Annotated in this window: 17 protein-coding genes; 7 read left to right on the top strand and 10 right to left on the bottom strand. The window is 63.9% G+C overall.

Features of this window, described 5'->3' with window-relative positions; genetic code table 11:
- The first annotated feature begins 2 nt into the window (after positions 1-2).
- On the top strand, positions 3-569 hold the full coding sequence (locus tag XH81_RS20380) for a GNAT family N-acetyltransferase (RefSeq protein WP_028139492.1): 567 nt from the start codon (positions 3-5) through the stop codon (positions 567-569).
- Between the two features lie 247 nt (positions 570-816).
- Here XH81_RS20380 and XH81_RS20375 read toward each other — a convergent pair whose 3' ends face one another.
- Both XH81_RS20375 and XH81_RS20370 read right to left on the bottom strand, forming a co-directional pair.
- Positions 817-1,560: a ParA family protein gene (locus XH81_RS20375; RefSeq protein WP_028139493.1), complete on the bottom strand. Its 744-nt coding sequence runs from the start codon at positions 1,558-1,560 to the stop codon at positions 817-819.
- A 382-nt stretch (positions 1,561-1,942) separates the two neighbouring features.
- Positions 1,943-3,301: a peptidoglycan-binding protein gene (locus XH81_RS20370; RefSeq protein ID WP_028139494.1), complete on the bottom strand. Its 1,359-nt coding sequence runs from the start codon at positions 3,299-3,301 to the stop codon at positions 1,943-1,945.
- 248 nt (positions 3,302-3,549) lie between these two features.
- Between XH81_RS20370 and XH81_RS20365 the strand changes: the two genes are divergently transcribed.
- Positions 3,550-4,353: a HesA/MoeB/ThiF family protein gene (locus tag XH81_RS20365; RefSeq protein WP_028139496.1), complete on the top strand. Its 804-nt coding sequence runs from the start codon at positions 3,550-3,552 to the stop codon at positions 4,351-4,353.
- Positions 4,354-4,369: 16 nt separating this feature from the next.
- Here XH81_RS20365 and XH81_RS20360 read toward each other — a convergent pair whose 3' ends face one another.
- Entirely contained in the window at positions 4,370-5,371 is a 1,002-nt protein-coding gene (locus XH81_RS20360; protein ID WP_018323404.1) for a 2-hydroxyacid dehydrogenase, read from the bottom strand.
- Positions 5,372-5,697: 326 nt separating this feature from the next.
- Between XH81_RS20360 and XH81_RS20355 the strand changes: the two genes are divergently transcribed.
- Positions 5,698-6,228, top strand: coding sequence for an SH3 domain-containing protein (locus XH81_RS20355; RefSeq protein WP_018323403.1), 531 nt, complete (start codon positions 5,698-5,700; stop codon positions 6,226-6,228).
- A 141-nt stretch (positions 6,229-6,369) separates the two neighbouring features.
- Here XH81_RS20355 and irrA read toward each other — a convergent pair whose 3' ends face one another.
- Positions 6,370-6,861: an iron response transcriptional regulator IrrA gene (gene irrA, locus XH81_RS20350; RefSeq protein WP_008131763.1), complete on the bottom strand. Its 492-nt coding sequence runs from the start codon at positions 6,859-6,861 to the stop codon at positions 6,370-6,372.
- A 353-nt stretch (positions 6,862-7,214) separates the two neighbouring features.
- Between irrA and fabA the strand changes: the two genes are divergently transcribed.
- The 3 genes from fabA to fabI all read left to right on the top strand — a co-directional run bounded on the left by fabA (position 7,215) and on the right by fabI (position 9,926).
- Entirely contained in the window at positions 7,215-7,736 is a 522-nt protein-coding gene (fabA, locus tag XH81_RS20345) for a bifunctional 3-hydroxydecanoyl-ACP dehydratase/trans-2-decenoyl-ACP isomerase (RefSeq protein ID WP_018323402.1), read from the top strand.
- 39 nt (positions 7,737-7,775) lie between these two features.
- Positions 7,776-8,999, top strand: coding sequence for a beta-ketoacyl-ACP synthase I (fabB, locus tag XH81_RS20340; protein WP_028139497.1), 1,224 nt, complete (start codon positions 7,776-7,778; stop codon positions 8,997-8,999).
- A gap of 126 nt (positions 9,000-9,125) precedes the next feature.
- Positions 9,126-9,926 (top strand): enoyl-ACP reductase FabI, encoded by an 801-nt coding sequence (fabI, locus tag XH81_RS20335; protein ID WP_271596347.1) that lies wholly within the window; start codon positions 9,126-9,128, stop codon positions 9,924-9,926.
- 138 nt (positions 9,927-10,064) lie between these two features.
- On the opposite strand, the gene XH81_RS20330 is transcribed toward fabI, so the two are convergent.
- From XH81_RS20330 to XH81_RS20310, 5 genes are all read right to left on the bottom strand, one after another.
- Positions 10,065-10,661, bottom strand: coding sequence for a glutathione S-transferase family protein (locus tag XH81_RS20330; protein ID WP_028139499.1), 597 nt, complete (start codon positions 10,659-10,661; stop codon positions 10,065-10,067).
- Between the two features lie 115 nt (positions 10,662-10,776).
- Complete coding sequence (locus XH81_RS20325) at positions 10,777-11,658, bottom strand: hypothetical protein (protein ID WP_085967967.1); 882 nt, start codon at positions 11,656-11,658, stop codon at positions 10,777-10,779.
- Positions 11,659-11,727: 69 nt separating this feature from the next.
- Positions 11,728-12,561 (bottom strand): hypothetical protein, encoded by an 834-nt coding sequence (locus XH81_RS20320; protein WP_038949450.1) that lies wholly within the window; start codon positions 12,559-12,561, stop codon positions 11,728-11,730.
- 91 nt (positions 12,562-12,652) lie between these two features.
- Positions 12,653-13,117 (bottom strand): GNAT family N-acetyltransferase, encoded by a 465-nt coding sequence (locus XH81_RS20315; protein ID WP_028139502.1) that lies wholly within the window; start codon positions 13,115-13,117, stop codon positions 12,653-12,655.
- Positions 13,118-13,124: 7 nt separating this feature from the next.
- The gene (locus XH81_RS20310; RefSeq protein ID WP_028139503.1) at positions 13,125-14,051 is read right to left on the bottom strand and encodes a hydrogen peroxide-inducible genes activator; all 927 of its coding nucleotides are present in this window, start codon (positions 14,049-14,051) and stop codon (positions 13,125-13,127) included.
- A 114-nt stretch (positions 14,052-14,165) separates the two neighbouring features.
- Between XH81_RS20310 and katG the strand changes: the two genes are divergently transcribed.
- Positions 14,166-16,331: a catalase/peroxidase HPI gene (gene katG / locus XH81_RS20305; RefSeq protein ID WP_028139504.1), complete on the top strand. Its 2,166-nt coding sequence runs from the start codon at positions 14,166-14,168 to the stop codon at positions 16,329-16,331.
- Between the two features lie 110 nt (positions 16,332-16,441).
- Here the strand turns inward: katG and pnp are convergent, their stop codons facing one another.
- The gene (gene pnp, locus XH81_RS20300; RefSeq protein ID WP_028139505.1) at positions 16,442-18,598 is read right to left on the bottom strand and encodes a polyribonucleotide nucleotidyltransferase; all 2,157 of its coding nucleotides are present in this window, start codon (positions 18,596-18,598) and stop codon (positions 16,442-16,444) included.
- Between the last annotated feature and the right edge of the window lie 18 nt (positions 18,599-18,616).

Here is an 18,616-nt window from a genome sequence, read left to right as displayed (position 1 = left end):
CCATGCCGACGCCGCAGCTTGAAACCGAACGGCTGATCCTGCGTCCGCTGGCGCTGTCAGACGTGCCGGCGATCCAGCGCCATTTCGACAATTGGAATATCATCCGGCATCTCTCGATGGTCGTGCCGTGGCCGTATCCCGCCGACGGAGCGGAGACGTTTGTCAGGATGCAGTTCGACAAGATCTCAGCCGGCGACGACATCCATCTCTGGGTTCTGGTGCTCAAGGAGGGGGACGGCGAGGCGATTGGAAACATTCATCTGCGGCCCCGTACAGAAGGCCCGAAAGGCAATCGCGGCTTCTGGCTGGCGGAGCCTTACTGGCGGCGCGGACTGATGACGGAAGCCATCGCCGCGGTGAACGATTTTGCCTTCCTCACGCTCGGCCTCGATCATTTCTACGTCTGCAACGCCGCGACCAACGAAGCCTCGCGTCGGGTCAAGCAGAAGACCGGCGCGGAATTCGTCGGCTTCATCGAGCTCGCCCATCACGACGGGCAATCGAAGTCCGAGAAATGGATCGTGCGGCGGGAGGCCTGGTTGGGCAACAGATCTGCGATTGAAGGCTAATGCATGCCCAACGTCATGGTCGGGCTTGTCCCGGCCATCTACGTTCTTCTTCCCTGTTGCCAAGACGTGGATGCCCGGGACACCTGCGCGAAGCCGCGCTTCGCGCTTTTGCCCGGGGCGCGACGGATGGATGGGGGTCAAAAAACGCGAAGCGAAGCAATCCGGCCGGGCTGGTGGCCGGATTGCTTCGTCGCTGGGGCCCTTCGGGATGGTGAAGGGCCGGCTGCCGTCTGAGCGATCGCCCCGCTCAGGACGCCAGTGTCGTGGTCTCGTCCGCCGAAAGCTCGGCAGCGACATGCAGCATGCCGCCCGCAGCCGATATCACCTGGTCGATCTGGACATTGGTCGTGGCACTTAGCTCGAGCCGGGTTTCGATCCAGCGCCAGAGGCCGCGGATCTCGTCCGCCGACTTGCCGTTCGGCGCGAATTCGCTCACCGCACGGCCGTTCGCGAGCGAGTCCTGGTGATCGTTGCGCATCACGATCAGCGGGCGCGCGAGCACGTCAGAAAGATCGAGCGCCGCTTCCTCGGCGAGGGTGTTGGCGGCGTTGTCGATGCGCTGGCCGCGGATCGGCGTCTGGTTCAACACGAAGCTGTAGGGCCGCTTCCAGGCGCGTGCGACGCTGAGCGTCGAGACGGTCGCCTCGATGTCGGCGACGCTCGGGCGGGCCGGGATCAGGCAGAGATCGGAATGGCGGATTGCAGCGGTGGTCGCGGCGCTGAGGCCGGCGGCGGTGTCGACGATCGCAAGCTGCAGGCCGCTGTCAGCCAGCATCTTCAGGCGCGGCTCGATGTCGGCTGCGTGATAGATCGGCTCGACGACGAGATCATCGGCGGTGCGGCGGCGCTGCCAGTTCGACAGGGTGCCCTGCGGGTCGGTCTCGATCAGGCGGACGGTGAAGCCGGCCTGCTTGGCCGCGAGCGCGAGGCCGATGGCGAGCGTGCTCTTGCCGCTGCCACCCTTTTGGGTGGCCAGTACGATCGTGTGCATTTGAAGATCAATCCTTTGGAATGCTTGGGTCAGGAATACGCCACGCGAACGTGCATCGATCTTGATGCTGAGCCTTCTAGCTCAGGACGTGCCGGCCCGATCCAAAGGGGGATCGCGGAGGTCCGAATCAGCAGCAACGATGATGGCGGAAGAGGGATGACCAGCTAATCCGTACCATTACTGGACCAGTAGTCGTACGTGTGATGATGCTCGCGGCTCGGTTGAGCTCGTGCCCCGGACAAAGCGCAGCACGCTAGTGATGCGCTGCTGAGCCGGGGCCCAGAAAGCCACTTGCACGGAATTTGAGGAAGCATGGGTCCCGGCTCAGCGGCGCGGCACTACGCGCCGCACCGCGTCCGGGACACGAGAGTTGGCGTTAGACCTACTTCCGGACGCAGATCACGCGCACGACGGCAGCTTTTGCATCCGTCGAGGTGCCGTTCGCTGTGACCTCGTTCGCCTTCAGGAAATCGCGCACCGTTTCCGCGGACACCATCACCGCCTGTGACGCCGGCACCGATGTCGCGGGCCCCGCGACCATCGCCGGCTTCAACAGCGCAATGCCGGCGAACTTGCCGTCGCCATCGATCGCCGGACCCCCGGATACCCCGACCGCCGGCGGTGGGGACAGCACGGAATCGCTGCTCGGGACCGGCGCCAGCGCAGCCTTGATGCTCGACACGCCGGCCGCGCCACCCTGGCTCTGCGGATCGGCGATGCCGACGACATCCACGTTCGTCCTTGCCGCGCCGCCAGCGAGGCTGAACGGCTTCAGGCCGCGCGCGCCGTAGATATGCAGGAGTGCGAGACCGCGCTCCTTGTCCTCGGCGAGGCGATCGGCGCTGCCATAGCCGGCGATCGTGATGGCAAGACAGTTGTCGGTGACGAGCCGGTCGGTGACGATCGCGCCGTCGTCGCTGACGACGAGGCCGGTGCCGTACTCGACGGTCTTGCGGGGCGGCGGCCCGGCCTGCGGGCCTGGCGGAAATGCATTGAACGCGCTCGACATCGCGATCACGACCGGCTCGACCGTGTTCTCGGTCGCCTGGTCGTAGAGGATTGTCATGGTGCGGACCTCGTCCCCTCTAAAGGTGCCGCGGACGTAAAATTTCTTCAGGCCCTGCAAGCCCGACAGCACGAAGAAATCCGGCTTCACCACGGTGTAATCGACCTTGCGCCCGGACGGCTCCTTCTCAAGCTCCGCGAGTTTTGCCGTGGTCGGGTTCGCCTCCTTGCGGCGGCTGAGCAGCACCTGCACGGTTCCAGTCGGCGAGGTCCATTTCGAGCCGTTGGCGTCGCTCGCCTGCTGCGGCACCAGTTTCGAGGGGATGCCGAGCCGGGCGCCGCTGGTCGGCTCCGTCACGATCTTCCAGCCGACGCCGTCCTGCTTCTTTCGCGCCGTCTCGGCCAGCGCGGCGCGCTCCAGCGGATTGAGCACGCCGGTCGGCTTGCCGCCCTTGGCCTTCTGGTATTCCTTGATGGCGGTGACCAGCCGCGCGCTGGCGTCGCCGGTGATGGCGCCGTTGTATTGGCCGACCCAGGCGAGGTCGGATTGCAGCGACAGCCGCTCCGCCTGCGCCATCGCATCCGCCGTCGCCGACGGCGTCTGCATTGCGGGTGGCCGGATCGGCACGGTCTGGACCGGCTTCGGCTTGGTACCGGGGATCTGCGGCGTCGTCATCTGGGCGTTCGCGCCTGTGGCAGACGCAAACATCAGTGTTGCCGCAAGCATCGATCTCATGACAAATCCAGCCAGCCCATTGAACGCAATGTCATTCAAGCACATCTCGTTGGTCGCGAACAATGTAGCGGTGGTTCAGGCCCAAGGTCGAGCCGCGTACTCAGGTCCTCATCCTGAGGAGCGGCCTCAAGGCCGCGTCTCGAAGGATGGCCGCGGCGAGATCGGGGCCTGCATGGTTCGAGACGGCGCTTTGCGCCTCCTCACCATGAGGAGTGAAAGCGACGGCTTGGTAGGAGAGGCGTACGACGATGCTGAGCCCGGATGAACTCGAACGCTATGCCCGCCATATCGTGCTGCGCGACGTCGGCGGCCCGGGCCAGGCGGCGCTGAAGCGGGCCTCCGCGCTGGTGGTCGGTGCCGGCGGGCTCGGCGCGCCGGCGCTGATGTATCTGGCCGCCGCCGGTATCGGCACGCTCGGCGTGGTCGATGACGACGTGGTGTCGCTGTCCAACCTGCAGCGCCAGGTGATCCACACCACGCCCGATATCGGCCGGCACAAGGTCGAGAGCGCGGCCGAGCGGATTGCGGCGCTCAATCCGCATGTTCGTTTCGTCGGCCACGCCACCTGGCTGAATGCCGACAATGCGCTCAGCCTGATCGGCGACTACGACCTCGTGCTCGACGGCTCCGATAATTTCTCGACGCGCTATCTGGTCTCGGACGCCTGCTTCTTCGCGAAGCGGCCGCTGATCACGGCGGCGCTCGGCACCTTCGACGGCTCGCTCACCACCATCCGCGCGCACGAGACCAACGAGCAGGGCGAATTCAATCCGACCTATCGCTGCCTGTTTCCGGAGGCGCCGCCGCCGGGTACCGTTCCGGCCTGCGCGGAAGCCGGCGTCATGGGTGCGCTGGCGGGCGTGCTGGGATCGATGATGGCGATGGAGGCGATCCGCGAGATCGTCGGTTTCGGCGACGGCCTGGTCGGCCGCCTCCTGATGATCGATGCGCGCGCGATGCGCTTCGAGACGCTGCGCTACGAGCGCGATCCGGCCAACCCGCTCAATGGCGACGGGCCGGCGTTCGACGATTTGAGCATCCACCGCGAGTAGAGGTGGCAGTGAAACCTCAGAGCATGCTCGGCAGCACGCGATCCGGCGGCTTGTGGGCGTCGAGGAAGGTGCGGATGTTGATGATCACCTTCTCGCCCATCTCGACGCGGCCTTCGATCGTGGCCGAGCCCATATGCGGCAACAGCGTCACCTTGCCGGCCTTGGCAAGCCGCACCAGCTTCGGGTTGACCGCGGGCTCGTGCTCATAGACGTCGAGCCCGGCGCCGCCGATCTCGCCGCCTTCGATCAGCTTGATCAGCGTGTCCTCGTCGGTCACCTCGCCGCGCGCGGTGTTGACGATGTAGGCGTCCTTGCGGATCAGCTTCAGCCGCCGCGCCGAGAGCAAATGATAGGTCGCCGGCGTGTGCGGACAGTTCACCGAGATGATGTCCATCCGCGCCAGCATCTGGTCAAGGCTTTCCCAATAGGTCGCCCCTAACTCCTCGGCGATCTTCGGCGCGACGGGACGGCGGTTGTGATAGTGGATCTGCAGGCCGAAGGCGCGGGCGCGGCGCGCCACCGCCTGGCCGATGCGGCCCATGCCGATGATGCCGAGCCGCTTGCCGCCGATGCGGTGGCCGAGCATCCAGGTCGGCGACCAGCCCGGCCAGGGTTTTCCTTCGGTCAGGATCGAGGCGCCTTCGATCATCCGCCTGGGCACGGCGAGGATCAGCGCCATGGTCATGTCGGCGGTGTCCTCGGTCAGGACCTTCGGCGTGTTGGTGACGGTGATGCCGCGAGCATGCGCGGCCTCGACGTCGATATTATCGACGCCGTTGCCGAAATTGGCGATCAGCCGCAGCTTGCAGTCGGGCTGGTTGATGATGTCGGCGCTGATATGGTCGGTGACGGTCGGAACCAGCACGTCGGCGGTGCGTGCGGCTTCCGCGATCTGGTCGGCGGACATCGGCGTGTCCTCGAGATTGATCCGCGCGTCGAACAATTCGCGCATCCGCGTCTCGATCGAATCCGGCAGCTTGCGCGTCACCACGACGAGGGGCTTTTTCTTCACCGACATGTCCTGCTCTCATGAGGCGTCGCAAGCCGCCTCTGTCGCCAAAGGCCGGTCGTTGAGGTCTCATTAACCCGGTTGTTCGACACTGCCCTTGCCGTGTCCGTCCCCGGCGTTTCCTTCAAGCTCTCCCGATATTTCCGGCCGGAAAAATCGGGACAAACTGGTTGTTCAAGTGCCCGTCCTCTCTAGCAGAAGGCCGGGCCAAGACAAGAACCACGGGTCAAGGCTTGGGAACACCCGCGTGGGGCGGGTCAGGGGGGTGCGCGGCAGGTTTTGGAATTTGGGGTGAGGACCCGGCTCGGGCCGGGTCGTCGACAGGAGACGGGTTGATGGCGTTGGGGCGTTTTTGTTCGGTGATGGCGCTCGTTTGCACCTGGTTGAGCGCTTCGGTCGGCCCCTCGCATTCGGCCAAGGATACGACGCCCCAGACCGCCAGCGGCCTGCCGGTGCCGCGCTATGTCAGCCTCAAATCGGATCATGTGAACGTCCGCGCCGGCCCGACCAAGGACAATGACGTGGCCTGGGTCTACACCCGTTCGGGCCTGCCGGTGGAAATCACCGCCGAGTTCGAGAATTGGCGCCGGGTGCGCGATTCCGAAGGCGCCGAGGGCTGGGTCTATCACTCGTTGCTGTCGGGCCGCCGCACCGCGGTCGTCACCATGAAGCACAAGGACGACCTCGCCCCGATCTACGATCGCGCCGACCTCGACAGCGCGGTTGCAGCAAGACTCCAGGCCGGCGTCGTCACGCAGGTAAAGAAGTGCGCTGCAAACTGGTGCCGCGTCACCGGCAACGGTTTTGACGGCTGGATCCAGCAGGAGCGCCTCTGGGGCGTGTATTCGGACGAGCAGGTGAATTGACGCTGCCGTCGTCCCGGCGAACGCCGGGACCCATAACCACAGGGTTAAATTGTTTTGGAAGGCGTCAGCCAGCGTGCCTCATTGAGGGATCACGCGGTATGGGTCCCGGCGTTCGCCGGGACGACAATAGAGTTGTGAGGTTCAGCGCTTCTTGCGCAGGCGCACGACCATGTCGATGCGCGCGATCTCGTAACCCTCCGGCACCTCCGGCATCTTGGACAGCGCCAGATGCGGATCCTCGATGTCGACCAGCTCATGGCTGTTCTCGAGGTAGTAGTGATGGTGGGTGGTGACGTTGGTGTCGAAATAGGTCTTGGTGCCGTCGACGCTGACTTGGCGGAGCAGGCCGGCATCGGTGAGCTGGTTCAGCGTGTTGTAGACAGTCGCCAGCGACACCGGAACCTTGGCCAGTGTGGCTTCCTCATAGAGCATTTCAGCCGTGAGGTGGCGAGCACCTTTGCCGAACAACAGCCAGCCCAATGCCATGCGCTGACGCGTCGGACGGAGCCCGGCGGACTGGAGCATTTCATTGACGTCGTGCCAGGGGCAGCCGGTCAGAGCCGGCTGGCGGCCGGACAAGAGGGCCGCGGCATGGACGTCGTCGTCATGATGGGGCGCAGTATTCTCGCTCATTTCCAGATTTCGGGCACGCGTGAACAATATCTCTCAGCAATATAAGAACAGAAAGATGCAGATGCAAGTTTCTCGCAACTAGAGGGGTTCTAATCAGGCTTGGAACCGGAGCGGGATCGCGTCATTTTAACTTCATGGATGCGCTTTGCTACCCGAAATAGCCTGTGTTAGAGAGCGCGCGGTTCCGCTTAGCCGATTTTGGCGCAGCCGGGCATCGAAGCCCGGTCCGCAGTCCATCCGGGGCATGCGGGCGCAGCGCCTGACAGTGGCAATTGGCGTTGCTCTCCGACCGAGACGGGGCCCATTTTCGCCAAAAAGCGCCGCTCAATCGGAATTCAAACAGAGGCTCGTGCATGCTGAACAGGCGCAACGGTTACGAATATGAAGATCTGCTGGCCTGTGGCCGCGGCGAGATGTTCGGCCCGGGCAATGCCCAGCTGCCGTTGCCGCCGATGCTGATGTTCGACCGCATCACTGACATCAACGACAATGGCGGCGAGTTCGGCAAGGGGCTGGTGCGCGCCGAACTCGACGTGAAGCCCGACCTCTGGTTCTTCGGCTGCCACTTCAAGAACGATCCGGTGATGCCCGGCTGCCTCGGCCTCGACGCGCTGTGGCAAATGGTCGGCTTTTACCTGGGCTGGACCGGGGGCGAAGGTCGTGGTCGCGCGCTTGGCCTGAACGAGCTGAAGTTCAGCGGCCAGGTGCTGCCCGAGGCGCGCAAGGTTGTGTACAACGTCGATATCAAACGCGTGATGCGTTCAAAGCTGGTGCTCGGTATCGCCGACGGGTGGCTTTCGGTCGATGACCAGATTATTTATCGCGCCAAGGACTTGAAGGTCGGCCTGTTCAAGCAGGGCACGAGCCTGGGCTGAGCGCATCACCAAGACAACAACGATTGAGGCGAGGCTGTCATGAGGCGGGTTGTGGTCACCGGGATGGGCATCGTCTCGTCGATCGGAAACAACACCCAGGAAGTGCTTGCGAGCCTTCACGAGGCGAAGTCGGGCATTTCGCGGGCTGAGAAATATGCCGAGCTCGGCTTCCGTTCGCAGGTACAGGGCGCGCCGACGCTCGATCCTGCGACGGTGGTCGACCGCCGCGCGATGCGTTTCCTCGGCCAGGGCGCGGCGTGGAATCACGTCGCGATGGAGCAGGCGATCCAGGACTCCGGTCTGTCGCCTGACGAAGTCTCCAACATTCGCACCGGCATCATCATGGGCTCCGGCGGCCCGTCCGCCCGTACCATCGTCGAATCCGCGGACATCACCCGCACCAAGGGACCGAAGCGCGTCGGACCTTTCGCAGTGCCGAAGGCGATGTCGTCCACGGCCTCCGCGACGCTTGCGACCTGGTTCAAGATCAAGGGCGTGAACTATTCGATCTCCTCGGCCTGCGCGACGTCGAACCATTGCGTCGGCAACGCCTATGAGACGATCCAGATCGGCAAGCAGGACGTCATCTTCGCCGGCGGCTGCGAGGAACTGGACTGGTCGCTCTCCGTGCTGTTCGACGCCATGGGCGCGATGTCCTCGAAATACAACGACACGCCGGCCACCGCCTCGCGTCCCTACGACGTCAACCGCGACGGCTTCGTCATCGCCGGCGGCGCCGGCGTGCTGGTGCTGGAAGAGCTCGAACATGCCAAGGCGCGCGGCGCCCGCATCTACGGCGAGATCGTCGGCTACGGCGCGACCTCGGACGGCTACGATATGGTCGCACCTTCAGGCGAAGGCGCCGAGCGCTGCATGCGCATGGCGATGTCGACGGTGAAGACCAAGGTCGACTACATCAATCCGCACGCGACCTCGACCCCGGCCGGCGATCCGCCGGAGATCGACGCGCTCCGCCGCGTGTTCGGAAGTGGAGAGAAGTGCCCGCCGATCTCGGCGACCAAGGCGCTGACCGGCCACTCGCTGGGCGCCACCGGCGTGCAGGAGGCGATCTACTCGCTGCTGATGATGAATGACGGCTTCATCTGCGAGAGCGCGCATATCCAGGAGCTCGACCCTGTCTTCGCCGACATGCCGATCGTGCGCAAGCGCATCGACAACGTCAAGATCGGCACCGTGCTGTCGAACTCCTTCGGCTTCGGCGGCACCAACGCCACGCTGGTGTTCAGCCGGTTGGATGCGTGACGTCGTTGCTGGCGTACTGTTGATTTTCTCGTCATGGCCGGGCTTGTCCCGGCCATCCACGTATTGGGACTAGGTTTGGAAGGGCGTGGAAGCCCGAGCATGACCTAAGCGGAAGGTAATCGCGAGATGGAAGGTCTGATGAAAGGTAAGCGCGGTTTGATCATGGGCATCGCCAATGATCATTCGATCGCCTGGGGCATGGCGAAGACGCTGCATGCCCACGGCGCCGAGCTTGCCTTCACCTTCCAGGGCGAGGCCCTCGGCAAGCGCGTCAAGCCGCTGGCGGAGCAGCTCGGCGTCGATCTTGTGCTGCCGTGCGACGTCGAGGACATCGCCAGCGTCGATGCGACCTTCGATGCGCTCCGTGAAAAATGGGGCAAGCTCGATTTCGTCATCCATGCCATCGGCTTTGCCGACAAGAACGAGCTGAAGGGCCGCTACGCCGACACCAGCCGCGAGAACTTTTCACGCACCATGGTGATCTCGTGCTTCTCGTTCACGGAAGTGGCGAAGCGCGCCGCCGAACTGATGACGGAGGGCGGCAGCATGATCACGCTGACCTTCGGCGCCTCCGAGCGCGCGATGCCGAACTACAACGTGATGGGCGTGGCCAAGGCGGCGCTGGAAGCCTCCGTGCGCTATCTCGCCTCCGATTTCGGACCGCGCGGCATCCGCGTCAACGCGATCTCGGCGGGCCCCATCCGGACGCTCGCCGGCTCCGGCATCGGCGAGGCGCGCGCGATGTTCGCCTTCATGCAGAAGCATTCGCCGCTTCGCCGCGGCGTCACGCTCGACGAGCTCGGCGGCTCGGCGCTGTATCTGCTGTCGGATCTCTCCGGCGGCGTGACCGGCGAGATCCACTATGTCGATTCCGGCTACAACATCGTCCTGATGCCGAGGCCTGACGATTTGAAGACGCCCGACTGAGGCGTCCGCGAGTAGCCTGATATGACGACGCCGTAGGGTGGGCAAAGGAGCGCAAGCGACGTGCCCACCATCTCTGCGTGATCGCAATAGATACATGACGTGGGCACGCTTCGCTTTGCCCACCCTACGAGAGTTCGTCTAACCCGCGGCGATCTTCTCCGCGCGCTGGAAAGCGGGACGTGCCATGCAGCGTGCGAGATAGGCATCGAACGCGGGGCGCGACGGCACCATCTTGAACAGGCGCACCGCGAAATTCAGGCCCGAGCCGATCGTGACGTCGGCGGCCGAAAATTCTTCGCCGAGAATCCACGGCCCCTCGGCGAGCGCAGCGTCCAGAACGTCGAACACCTGCGTCGCGCTGCCCCAGGCCGCGGTCGAGGTCGGGATCTCGATCTTGGTGAAGATCTGGATGATGGCAGGTTCGATGCAGCCCGGGGAGAAGAACAGCCATTGCAGATAGCGCGCGCGGCGCGGGTCGGTCACGGCGGGTGCGAGCTTCGTCTCGGGGTAGCGGTCGGCGATGTAGGCGCAAATGGCCGCGGCCTCGCCAAGGGCTGCATCGCCGTCGCTGAGCGCTGGCACTTTCCCCATCGGATTGACCCTGAGGAAATCCGGCGCCTTTTGCGCGCCGGTCGAGATGTCGGTCAGCACGCGCTCATAGGGCAGGCCGCTCTCTTCCATCAGCCAGAGCGTCGTGAACGAGCGCGAGCGGGGCGACCAATAGAGCTTGATCATGGCGGGAACCTTTCATCGGCGGAAGGCTAGCAGCGTGCAATTCATGCCGCGTTTGCCGCGTATCCGCAACGCACTACGCCTGGGTCGATGCCAACCAGCGTAAACGACATGTGGGTCAACGTTGTTCAGTGTCGCTTTGGCGTGCTGCTGGTCGACGTCCAAGCAAAAGCGGCAACGTCTTGTCGAGGCTTTCCGCCAGCATGGCGCGCACGCCGTCGCGCAGTGCGGGGTTGTCGGCGGCATCTTCAGGGCGCGTTGGAAACGATTCTGCGGGCAACTCGCGATAAGGGCCGCCGACGAGCTTGCCCAAAAACCTCTGCACCGCCAGCGAATGATCCAGGTTGATCAGCGCAGAGCTCTGTCTGACGATGGCAAAGGCGCGCCCGTCAAAGATACGGATAAACGCCAGGGCGTGGAGAAAGATGCGACGCCCGAGCACCACATCCTGGTTGAGGATGCCGAAGCCGCGGACCGTATAGCTTGATGACCCGATCGGACTGATTGCATTGAGGATCTGGATGTAGTGCCGGCAATTCGTTCCTTTCACGGCCTCGCGCATGTATCCGGCCAGCTCCGCGTTGGGATCGCGGACCAACCTATCTTTCAACGTGTCCTTTGACTCATCGTGGGGAGGAAATTTCGCCGGATTGTAGGTGATTCTCAGAACGGACGCGCCGGCAGGGATCGCGGCGCGGGTCCGCGCGAAGATCAGATCGCTCAGTCCCCAGCCTGGGATCGGGACCACCGTCTTCTTGTTCTGAAATATGGTCAGGCCGGTCGTCTGCACGGTGAACTCATCGCCGGTGGTGATGACGACACCAAAGTCGCACGAGCCGCCGGCCACGGGAGCGGGCTTGCCCGTCGCTTCACGCCGCGTGGTCAGCTTGCCATTGGCTTGTTTGACGGTTGGTTGTGCCGTCTCCCATTGGGCTTGTGCCGGCGCCTGAGTTGAAAAACACCACAGGATGAGCGTAATGACGAGCAGCCGGGCGATCATGCTGAATGCGACTGTGTTCGCAGGCGCAGCCAAACTTGATCCTTTGGCGCGTCGTGTCGACAAAGGCGCTTACTCTTCCTTTAGATAGCCGGGGAGGTTCCGGTCGAGCCTTTCTACGACGAGCGCACGCGTTCTCTCGCGCAACGCCGCGTTGGTCGAAGCTGTCTCGGGCGGATCTGGGAACAGTGAATTGTCGAGCTTCGTGATCGGGTCTTCAAACAGACGCATGCTTGTGGCGAGATTCGCGCCGATATCCGTAAGGGGGCGCTTGATCTGTTCGTAGCTGCGGCCGTCAATCAGCGTGATCGCAACATTGGCGAAAAGGTGTGAGTGCCGAATCAAGCTGCCGAGCCCCTGGTTGTAGGTGCCGATCCCGTTCAGCGTCATGTTTGAGTTCGGCAGCTTCGTCTTGAAAGTGGTTGCGACGAGATAGCGATCGCAATTCGCATTCGCGGTGAACCCCTTCACGATCACCGGCAGAGTCTCTTTGGGGTCCGGGATGAAGATCGCCTTCGCATGATAGAAGGGATCGAAGGCGCCCTTGGGATAAGCGATCCTGCGTATCGAGGAATCGTTGTTCGTTGCCGCCCGCACGCGCGCGAAAACGAGATCATCGAGGCCCCAGTCGATCGGGACCTCCTTTGCTTCCGCCTCGAAGATTGTCACGCCGAACTTCTGTACGGAGTAATGCTCGCCGATTACCGAGATTACGCCGAGACGGCACGGACCGCTGTTCATCTGCTCGGCTGGTTTGACTGCCGCAGCTTTCGGCTTCGTCGCCGCTTTCTTGACGGTCGGCTTTGAGGGAGGCGTGGGTGGCGCGGTGGTTGCAGGAGGAGTTTGAGCTGCTGCCAGAGCTAGAGAAGACAGCAAAACGATCGCGGAAGCAGCAAATCGAATCATGGATTCCAGGGCATCAGCAGCGGGAGAATATCGATCACGCCACCCTAGATTAGGACGGTGACAACCGCAAGCTGCACCCGGAGGTCGTGGTCTATCCGGTTGGTCGCTGCCGCTTCCACCGGTAATACTTCATCATGAACCCGTTCGCTGGCTCGATCTCTTCCTTCTCGAACACGAAACCTTCGCGCTCGTACCAGCGCCAGGCTTTTTCGTTCTCGCGCACGCAGCGCAGGTGCATCTCGTCGGGCATTTGCGTGCGCGTGAAGGCGAGCAGCTTTCGCCCGAGCGATTGACCCTGATAGGCGGGTCCGACGAAAAGCATGTCGAGATAGAGTTTTGGCACATGCAGCGCCAGCATGGCGGCGATGGTGCCGCGATCATCGGCGACGAACAGGCTCCAGCCGTTCTCGATCTCGCGTCGGATGCGCGCGCGGAGATTGGCGAGCAGAAAGTCGCTGGCCTCGCCGAGGCCGGTCGAGACCCAGCTCTCCATCCAGACGCGGCCGACCTCGTCGTATTCGTCGGCGCGGGCGAGGCGGATGATCGGATGCGACATCGGAGCCTCAGGCCCGCTGGCTGCGCACAGGCGGGCGTGCGCGCACCTTGCCGGCCGACAGGCACACCACTTCGGAGATTTGCAGCAGCTGCCGCGCCAACGGGCTGGTCTTGCGCCAGACCATGCCGATGGTGCGGGATGGCTGCGGATCGAGGAAGCGCGCGAGCGAGACCGACGCCGATCGCGTCTCCACCGGCACGGCCATCTCCGGGATCAGCGTGACCCCGATGCCGGCGCTGACCATCTGGACCAGCGTCGACAGCGAATTGGCATCCAGCATCTCGCGCGGCGGCGCCGACTGCATGTTGCAAAACGACAGCGCCTGATCGCGGAAGCAGTGTCCCTCTTCGAGCAGCAACAGCCGCATCTCGCGCATCATCTCGCGCGACGGCGCCGGGGTCCCCTCATCCGCGCTCGGCCGGACCAGCAGGAATTTCTCCTCGAACAGGGCGACCTCGGTGAGCGAAGGCTCGGACACCGGCAGGGCCACGATGGCGGTGTCGAGCCGCCCTTCCACCAGCTCCTGGATCAATCGCGGCGTCATGGTCTCGCGCACGCGGATGTCGAGCTCCGGATGCATGCGCGTGAGATTCTTGGTGATGGTGGGCAGCAGATACGGCGCGATCGTCGGGATCATGCCGATGCGCAGGCGACCGGCGAAGCGATCCTGCGAGGCGCGGGCGAAATCGCCGAGCTCATCGACCGAGCGCAAAATGTCGCGAACGCGTTGCGCGAGCTCCTCGCCGAACCGGGTCAGCGCCACCTGCCGGGCGCTGCGCTCCAGCAGCAGGCCGCCGAGCGTCTCCTCCAACTCCTTGATCTGCATCGACAAGGCCGGTTGCGAGATGGAGCAGGACTCAGCCGCGCGGCCGAAATGGCCGTGACGCGCCAGGGCGTCGAAATACCGGAGCTGGCGCAGCGTCAGGTTTATCATCAGAAAATCCTATCGCAGCGATCATTAAAGTCAACTTTACCTGATAGGACGCGACGCTTAGAGTGGTTCTACCTGGTCAAAGGCGCGAGTTCGACGCCACCAGAGGAGGTATTCATGGACGACACTTCGAAGTGCCCGTTTTCGGGTGGAAAACGCGTGCCAGCGAACCGCGATTGGTGGCCAACTCAGCTCAGCATCGAGATGCTACACAAGAATTCCGGCCTGTCCGATCCGATGGGCGACGAATTCGACTATGCCAAGGAATTCAAGACGCTCGACCTTAACGCGGTCGTCAAGGACCTGACCGCGCTGATGACGGACTCGCAGGAGTGGTGGCCCGCCGACTTCGGTCACTATGGCGGTCTCATGATCCGTATGGCCTGGCACAGCGCGGGCACCTACCGCATCACCGACGGCCGTGGCGGCGCCGGAGCCGGCCAGCAGCGTTTCGCACCACTCAACAGCTGGCCCGACAACGCCAACCTCGACAAGGCGCGCCGGCTGCTGTGGCCGATCAAGCAGAAATACGGCCGCAAGCTCTCCTGGGCCGACCTGATGGTTCTCGCCGGCAACGTCGCGCTGGAATCGATGGGCTTCAAGACCTTCGGCTTCGCTGGCGGCCGCGCCGACGTCTGGGAGCCGGAAGAGCTCTATTGGGGTCCCGAAGGCACGTGGCTGGGTGATGAGCGCTACAGCGGCGAACGCCAGCTCGCCGAGCCGCTCGGCGCGGTGCAGATGGGCCTCATCTACGTCAATCCGGAAGGCCCTAACGGCAAGCCGGACCCGGTTGCCGCGGCCAAGGACATCCGCGAGACCTTCGCCCGCATGGCGATGAACGACGAAGAGACCGTCGCGCTGATCGCCGGCGGCCACTCCTTCGGCAAGACACACGGCGCGGGCGATCCGTCGCTGGTCGGTCCGGAGCCGGAAGCGGGCGCGCTCGAGGATCAAGGCCTCGGCTGGAAGAGCAAGCACGCTTCGGGCCTCGCCGGTGATTCCATCACCAGCGGTCTCGAAGTGACCTGGACGACGACGCCGACCAAGTGGAGCAACAACTTCTTCGAGAACCTGTTCAACTACGAATGGGAGCTTACGAAGAGCCCGGGCGGTGCGAACCAGTGGACCGCCAAGGGCGCCGACGCGATCATTCCCGATGCCTTCGACAAGTCGAAGAAGCATCGGCCGACCATGCTGACCACCGACCTCTCGCTGCGTTTCGACCCGGCCTACGAGAAGATCTCGCGTCGCTTCCTGGAGAACCCGGCTCAGTTCGCGGACGCCTTTGCCCGCGCCTGGTTCAAGCTCACCCATCGCGACATGGGTCCGATCCAGCGTTATCTCGGCCCGCTGGTGCCGAAGGAGACGCTGATCTGGCAGGATCCGATTCCGGCCGTGAATCACGAGCTGGCCAGCGAGCAGGACATCGCGGCGCTGAAGAGCAAGATCCTGGCTTCGGGCCTCTCGGTGTCCGAGTTGGTCTCGGCGGCGTGGGCGTCGGCCTCGACGTTCCGCGGTTCGGACAAGCGCGGCGGCGCCAACGGTGCTCGCATCCGTCTTGCCCCGCAGAAGGATTGGGAGGTGAACCAGCCGGCCCAGCTCTCCAAGGTGCTCGGCAAGCTCGAAGCGATCCAGAAGGACTTCAACGCGTCTTCAGGCGCGAAGAAGGTCTCGCTCGCGGATCTCATCGTGCTCGGCGGTTCTGCCGCGGTCGAGAAGGCCGCCAAGGATGCCGGCGTCGACGTCAAGGTCGGCTTCACGCCGGGCCGGATGGACGCCTCGCAGGAGCAGACTGACGCTGCCTCCTTTGCTCCGTTGGAGCCGCGCGCTGATGGTTTCCGCAACTTCATCGGCAAGCGGCATCAGTTCATGCAGCAGGAAGAAGCCCTGGTCGATCGCGCGCAACTGCTCCGGCTCACCGGCCCGGAGATGACGGTGCTTCTCGGCGGCTTGCGCGTACTCGGTGCCAATGCGAACGGTTCGAAGCACGGCGTCCTCACCTCGAAGGTGGGAACGCTCAGCAACGACTTCTTCGTCAACCTGCTCGACATGAGCACCCAGTGGTCCCCAGCGGCCGACGGCACCTACGAGGGGCGCGACCGCAAGACCAATGCGGTCAAGTGGACCGGCACGCGCGTCGACCTGATCTTCGGGGCGCATTCGCAGCTTCGCGCCTACGCCGAGGTCTATGCCACCTCGGACGCCAAGGAGAAGTTCGTGAAGGACTTCGCCAAGGCCTGGACCAAGGTGATGAACCTCGACCGGTACGACATCGCGGCGTAAGTCGCTGCACCTCTCCTGCTTGCGGGAGAGGTGCAAGTCACCCCGGGGCGGACACAAACAAAAAGGGCGGCCTTTCGGCCGCCCTTCGTGTTTCTGATGTTGCCGAGCGCTTACTCGCCGGCGGCTTCGCGCGGGGCCTTCTCGCCCTCGCCGCCCTTGCCTTCGAGGTCTTCGCCGGTGGTCTGATCGACCACCTTCATCGACAGGCGGGTCTTGCCGCGGTCGTCGAAGCCGAGCAGCTTGACCTTGACCTTGTCGCCTTCCTTGACGACGTCGGAGGTCTTCTGCACGCGCGCCGAGGCGAGCTGGCTGATGTGGACGAGGCCGTCCTTGGAGCCGAAGAAGTTCACGAAGGCGCCGAACTCCATCACCTTGACGACGGTGCCGTCATAGATCTGGCCGACTTCCGGATCGGAGGCGATCGACTTGATCCACTTGATCGCGGCCTTCATGGCCTCGCCGTCGCTGGAGGCGACCTTCACGGTGCCGTCGTCCTCGATATTGACCTTGGCGCCGGTCTTCTCGACGATCTCGCGGATCACCTTGCCGCCGGTGCCGATCACTTCGCGGATCTTGTCGGTGGCGATCTTGAAGGTCTCGATGCGCGGCGCGTATTCGCCGAGCTCGGCACGGGCGTTGGTGAGCGCCTTGGCCATCTCGCCGAGGATGTGGATACGTCCATCCTTGGCTTGGGCGAGCGCGACCTTCATGATCTCTTCGGTGATGCCCTCGATCTTGATGTCCATCTGGAGCGAGGTGATGCCCTGCTCGGTACCGGCGACCTTGAAGTCCATGTCGCCGAGATGGTCCTCGTCACCGAGGATGTCCGAGAGAACCGCAAAGCGCTTGTCTTCGAGGATCAGGCCCATCGCGATGCCCGCGGTCGGCCGCTTCAACGGCACGCCGGCATCCATCAGCGCCAGCGAAGCGCCGCAGACCGAAGCCATTGAGGACGAGCCGTTCGACTCCGTGATCTCCGACACTACGCGCGTGGTGTAGGGGAATTCGTGGTGCGGCGGCAGCACCGGGTGGATCGCGCGCCAGGCCAGCTTGCCGTGGCCGATCTCGCGACGCTTGGTGCCGCCGAGGCGGCCGGTCTCACCGACCGAGTAGGGAGGGAAGTTGTAGTGCAGCAGGAACGTCTCTTTGTACGTTCCCGACAGCGCGTCGATGTACTGCTCGTCCTCGCCGGTGCCGAGCGTGGTCACGACCATCGCCTGGGTCTCGCCGCGGGTGAACAGCGCCGAGCCGTGGGCGCGGGGCAGCACGCCGACTTCGGCGACGATGTTGCGGACGGTCTTGCTGTCGCGGCCGTCGATGCGCTTGCCGGTGTCGAGGATGTTCCAGCGAACGATCTTGGCTTCGAGCTCCTTGAACACGCCGGCGATGCGCAGCTTGTCGTATTTCGGCTCCTGCCCTTCCGGGAAGTAGTGGGCGATCACCTTTTCCTTGACCTTGCCGACTGCGGCGTAGCGATCTTGCTTGACCGGAATGGCGTAGGCGGCGCGCAGCTCCTGCTCGACGATGCCGAGCATTTCCTTCTCGAGCGCCGAATTGTCGATCACGGTGACTTCGCGCGGCTCCTTCGCAGCCTTCTCGGCGAGCTCGATGATCGCGTTGATCACTGGCTGGAAGTGGCGGTGACCGAACATCACTGCGCCAAGCATGATGTCTTCGTTCAGCTCCTTGGCTTCCGATTCGACCATCAGCACGGCGTCGGCGGTGCCGGCGACGACGAGGTCGAGCTGGGTGTCGACCATCTCGTCGAGCGTCGGGTTGAGGATGAACTCGTCATTGGCGAAGCCGACGCGTGCCGCGCCGATCGGGCCCTTGAAGGGCGCGCCGGACAGCGTCAGCGCAGCGGACGAAGCCACCAGCGCGACGATATCAGGATCGTTTTCCATGTCGTGCGAGAGCACGGTGACGATCACCTGGGTCTCGTTGCGCCAGCCGTCGACGAACAGCGGACGGATCGGACGGTCGATCAGGCGGGAGACCAGCGTCTCCTTCTCGGTCGGACGACCTTCGCGCTTGAAATAGCCACCGGGAATGCGGCCCGCAGCGTAGGTCTTCTCCTGGTAGTCCACGGTCAGCGGCAGGAAGTCGACGCCTTCGCGCGGCGCCTTGGCCGCGACGACGGTGGCGAGCACCACGGTCTCGCCATAGGTGGCGACGACGGCGCCGTCGGCCTGACGGGCGATCTTGCCGGTTTCCAGCTTGAGAGTGCGTCCACCCCAGTCGATCTCGACCGAATGCTTATTGAACATAGATGTCTTCTTTCATGG

The organism is Bradyrhizobium sp. CCBAU 25360 (assembly GCF_028128695.1).
In the GTDB taxonomy this organism is placed as follows: Bacteria; Pseudomonadota; Alphaproteobacteria; order Rhizobiales; family Xanthobacteraceae; genus Bradyrhizobium; species Bradyrhizobium ottawaense.
Note: the sequence above shows the minus strand (reverse complement) of the source record. Positions and strands in the feature narration are given on the sequence as shown.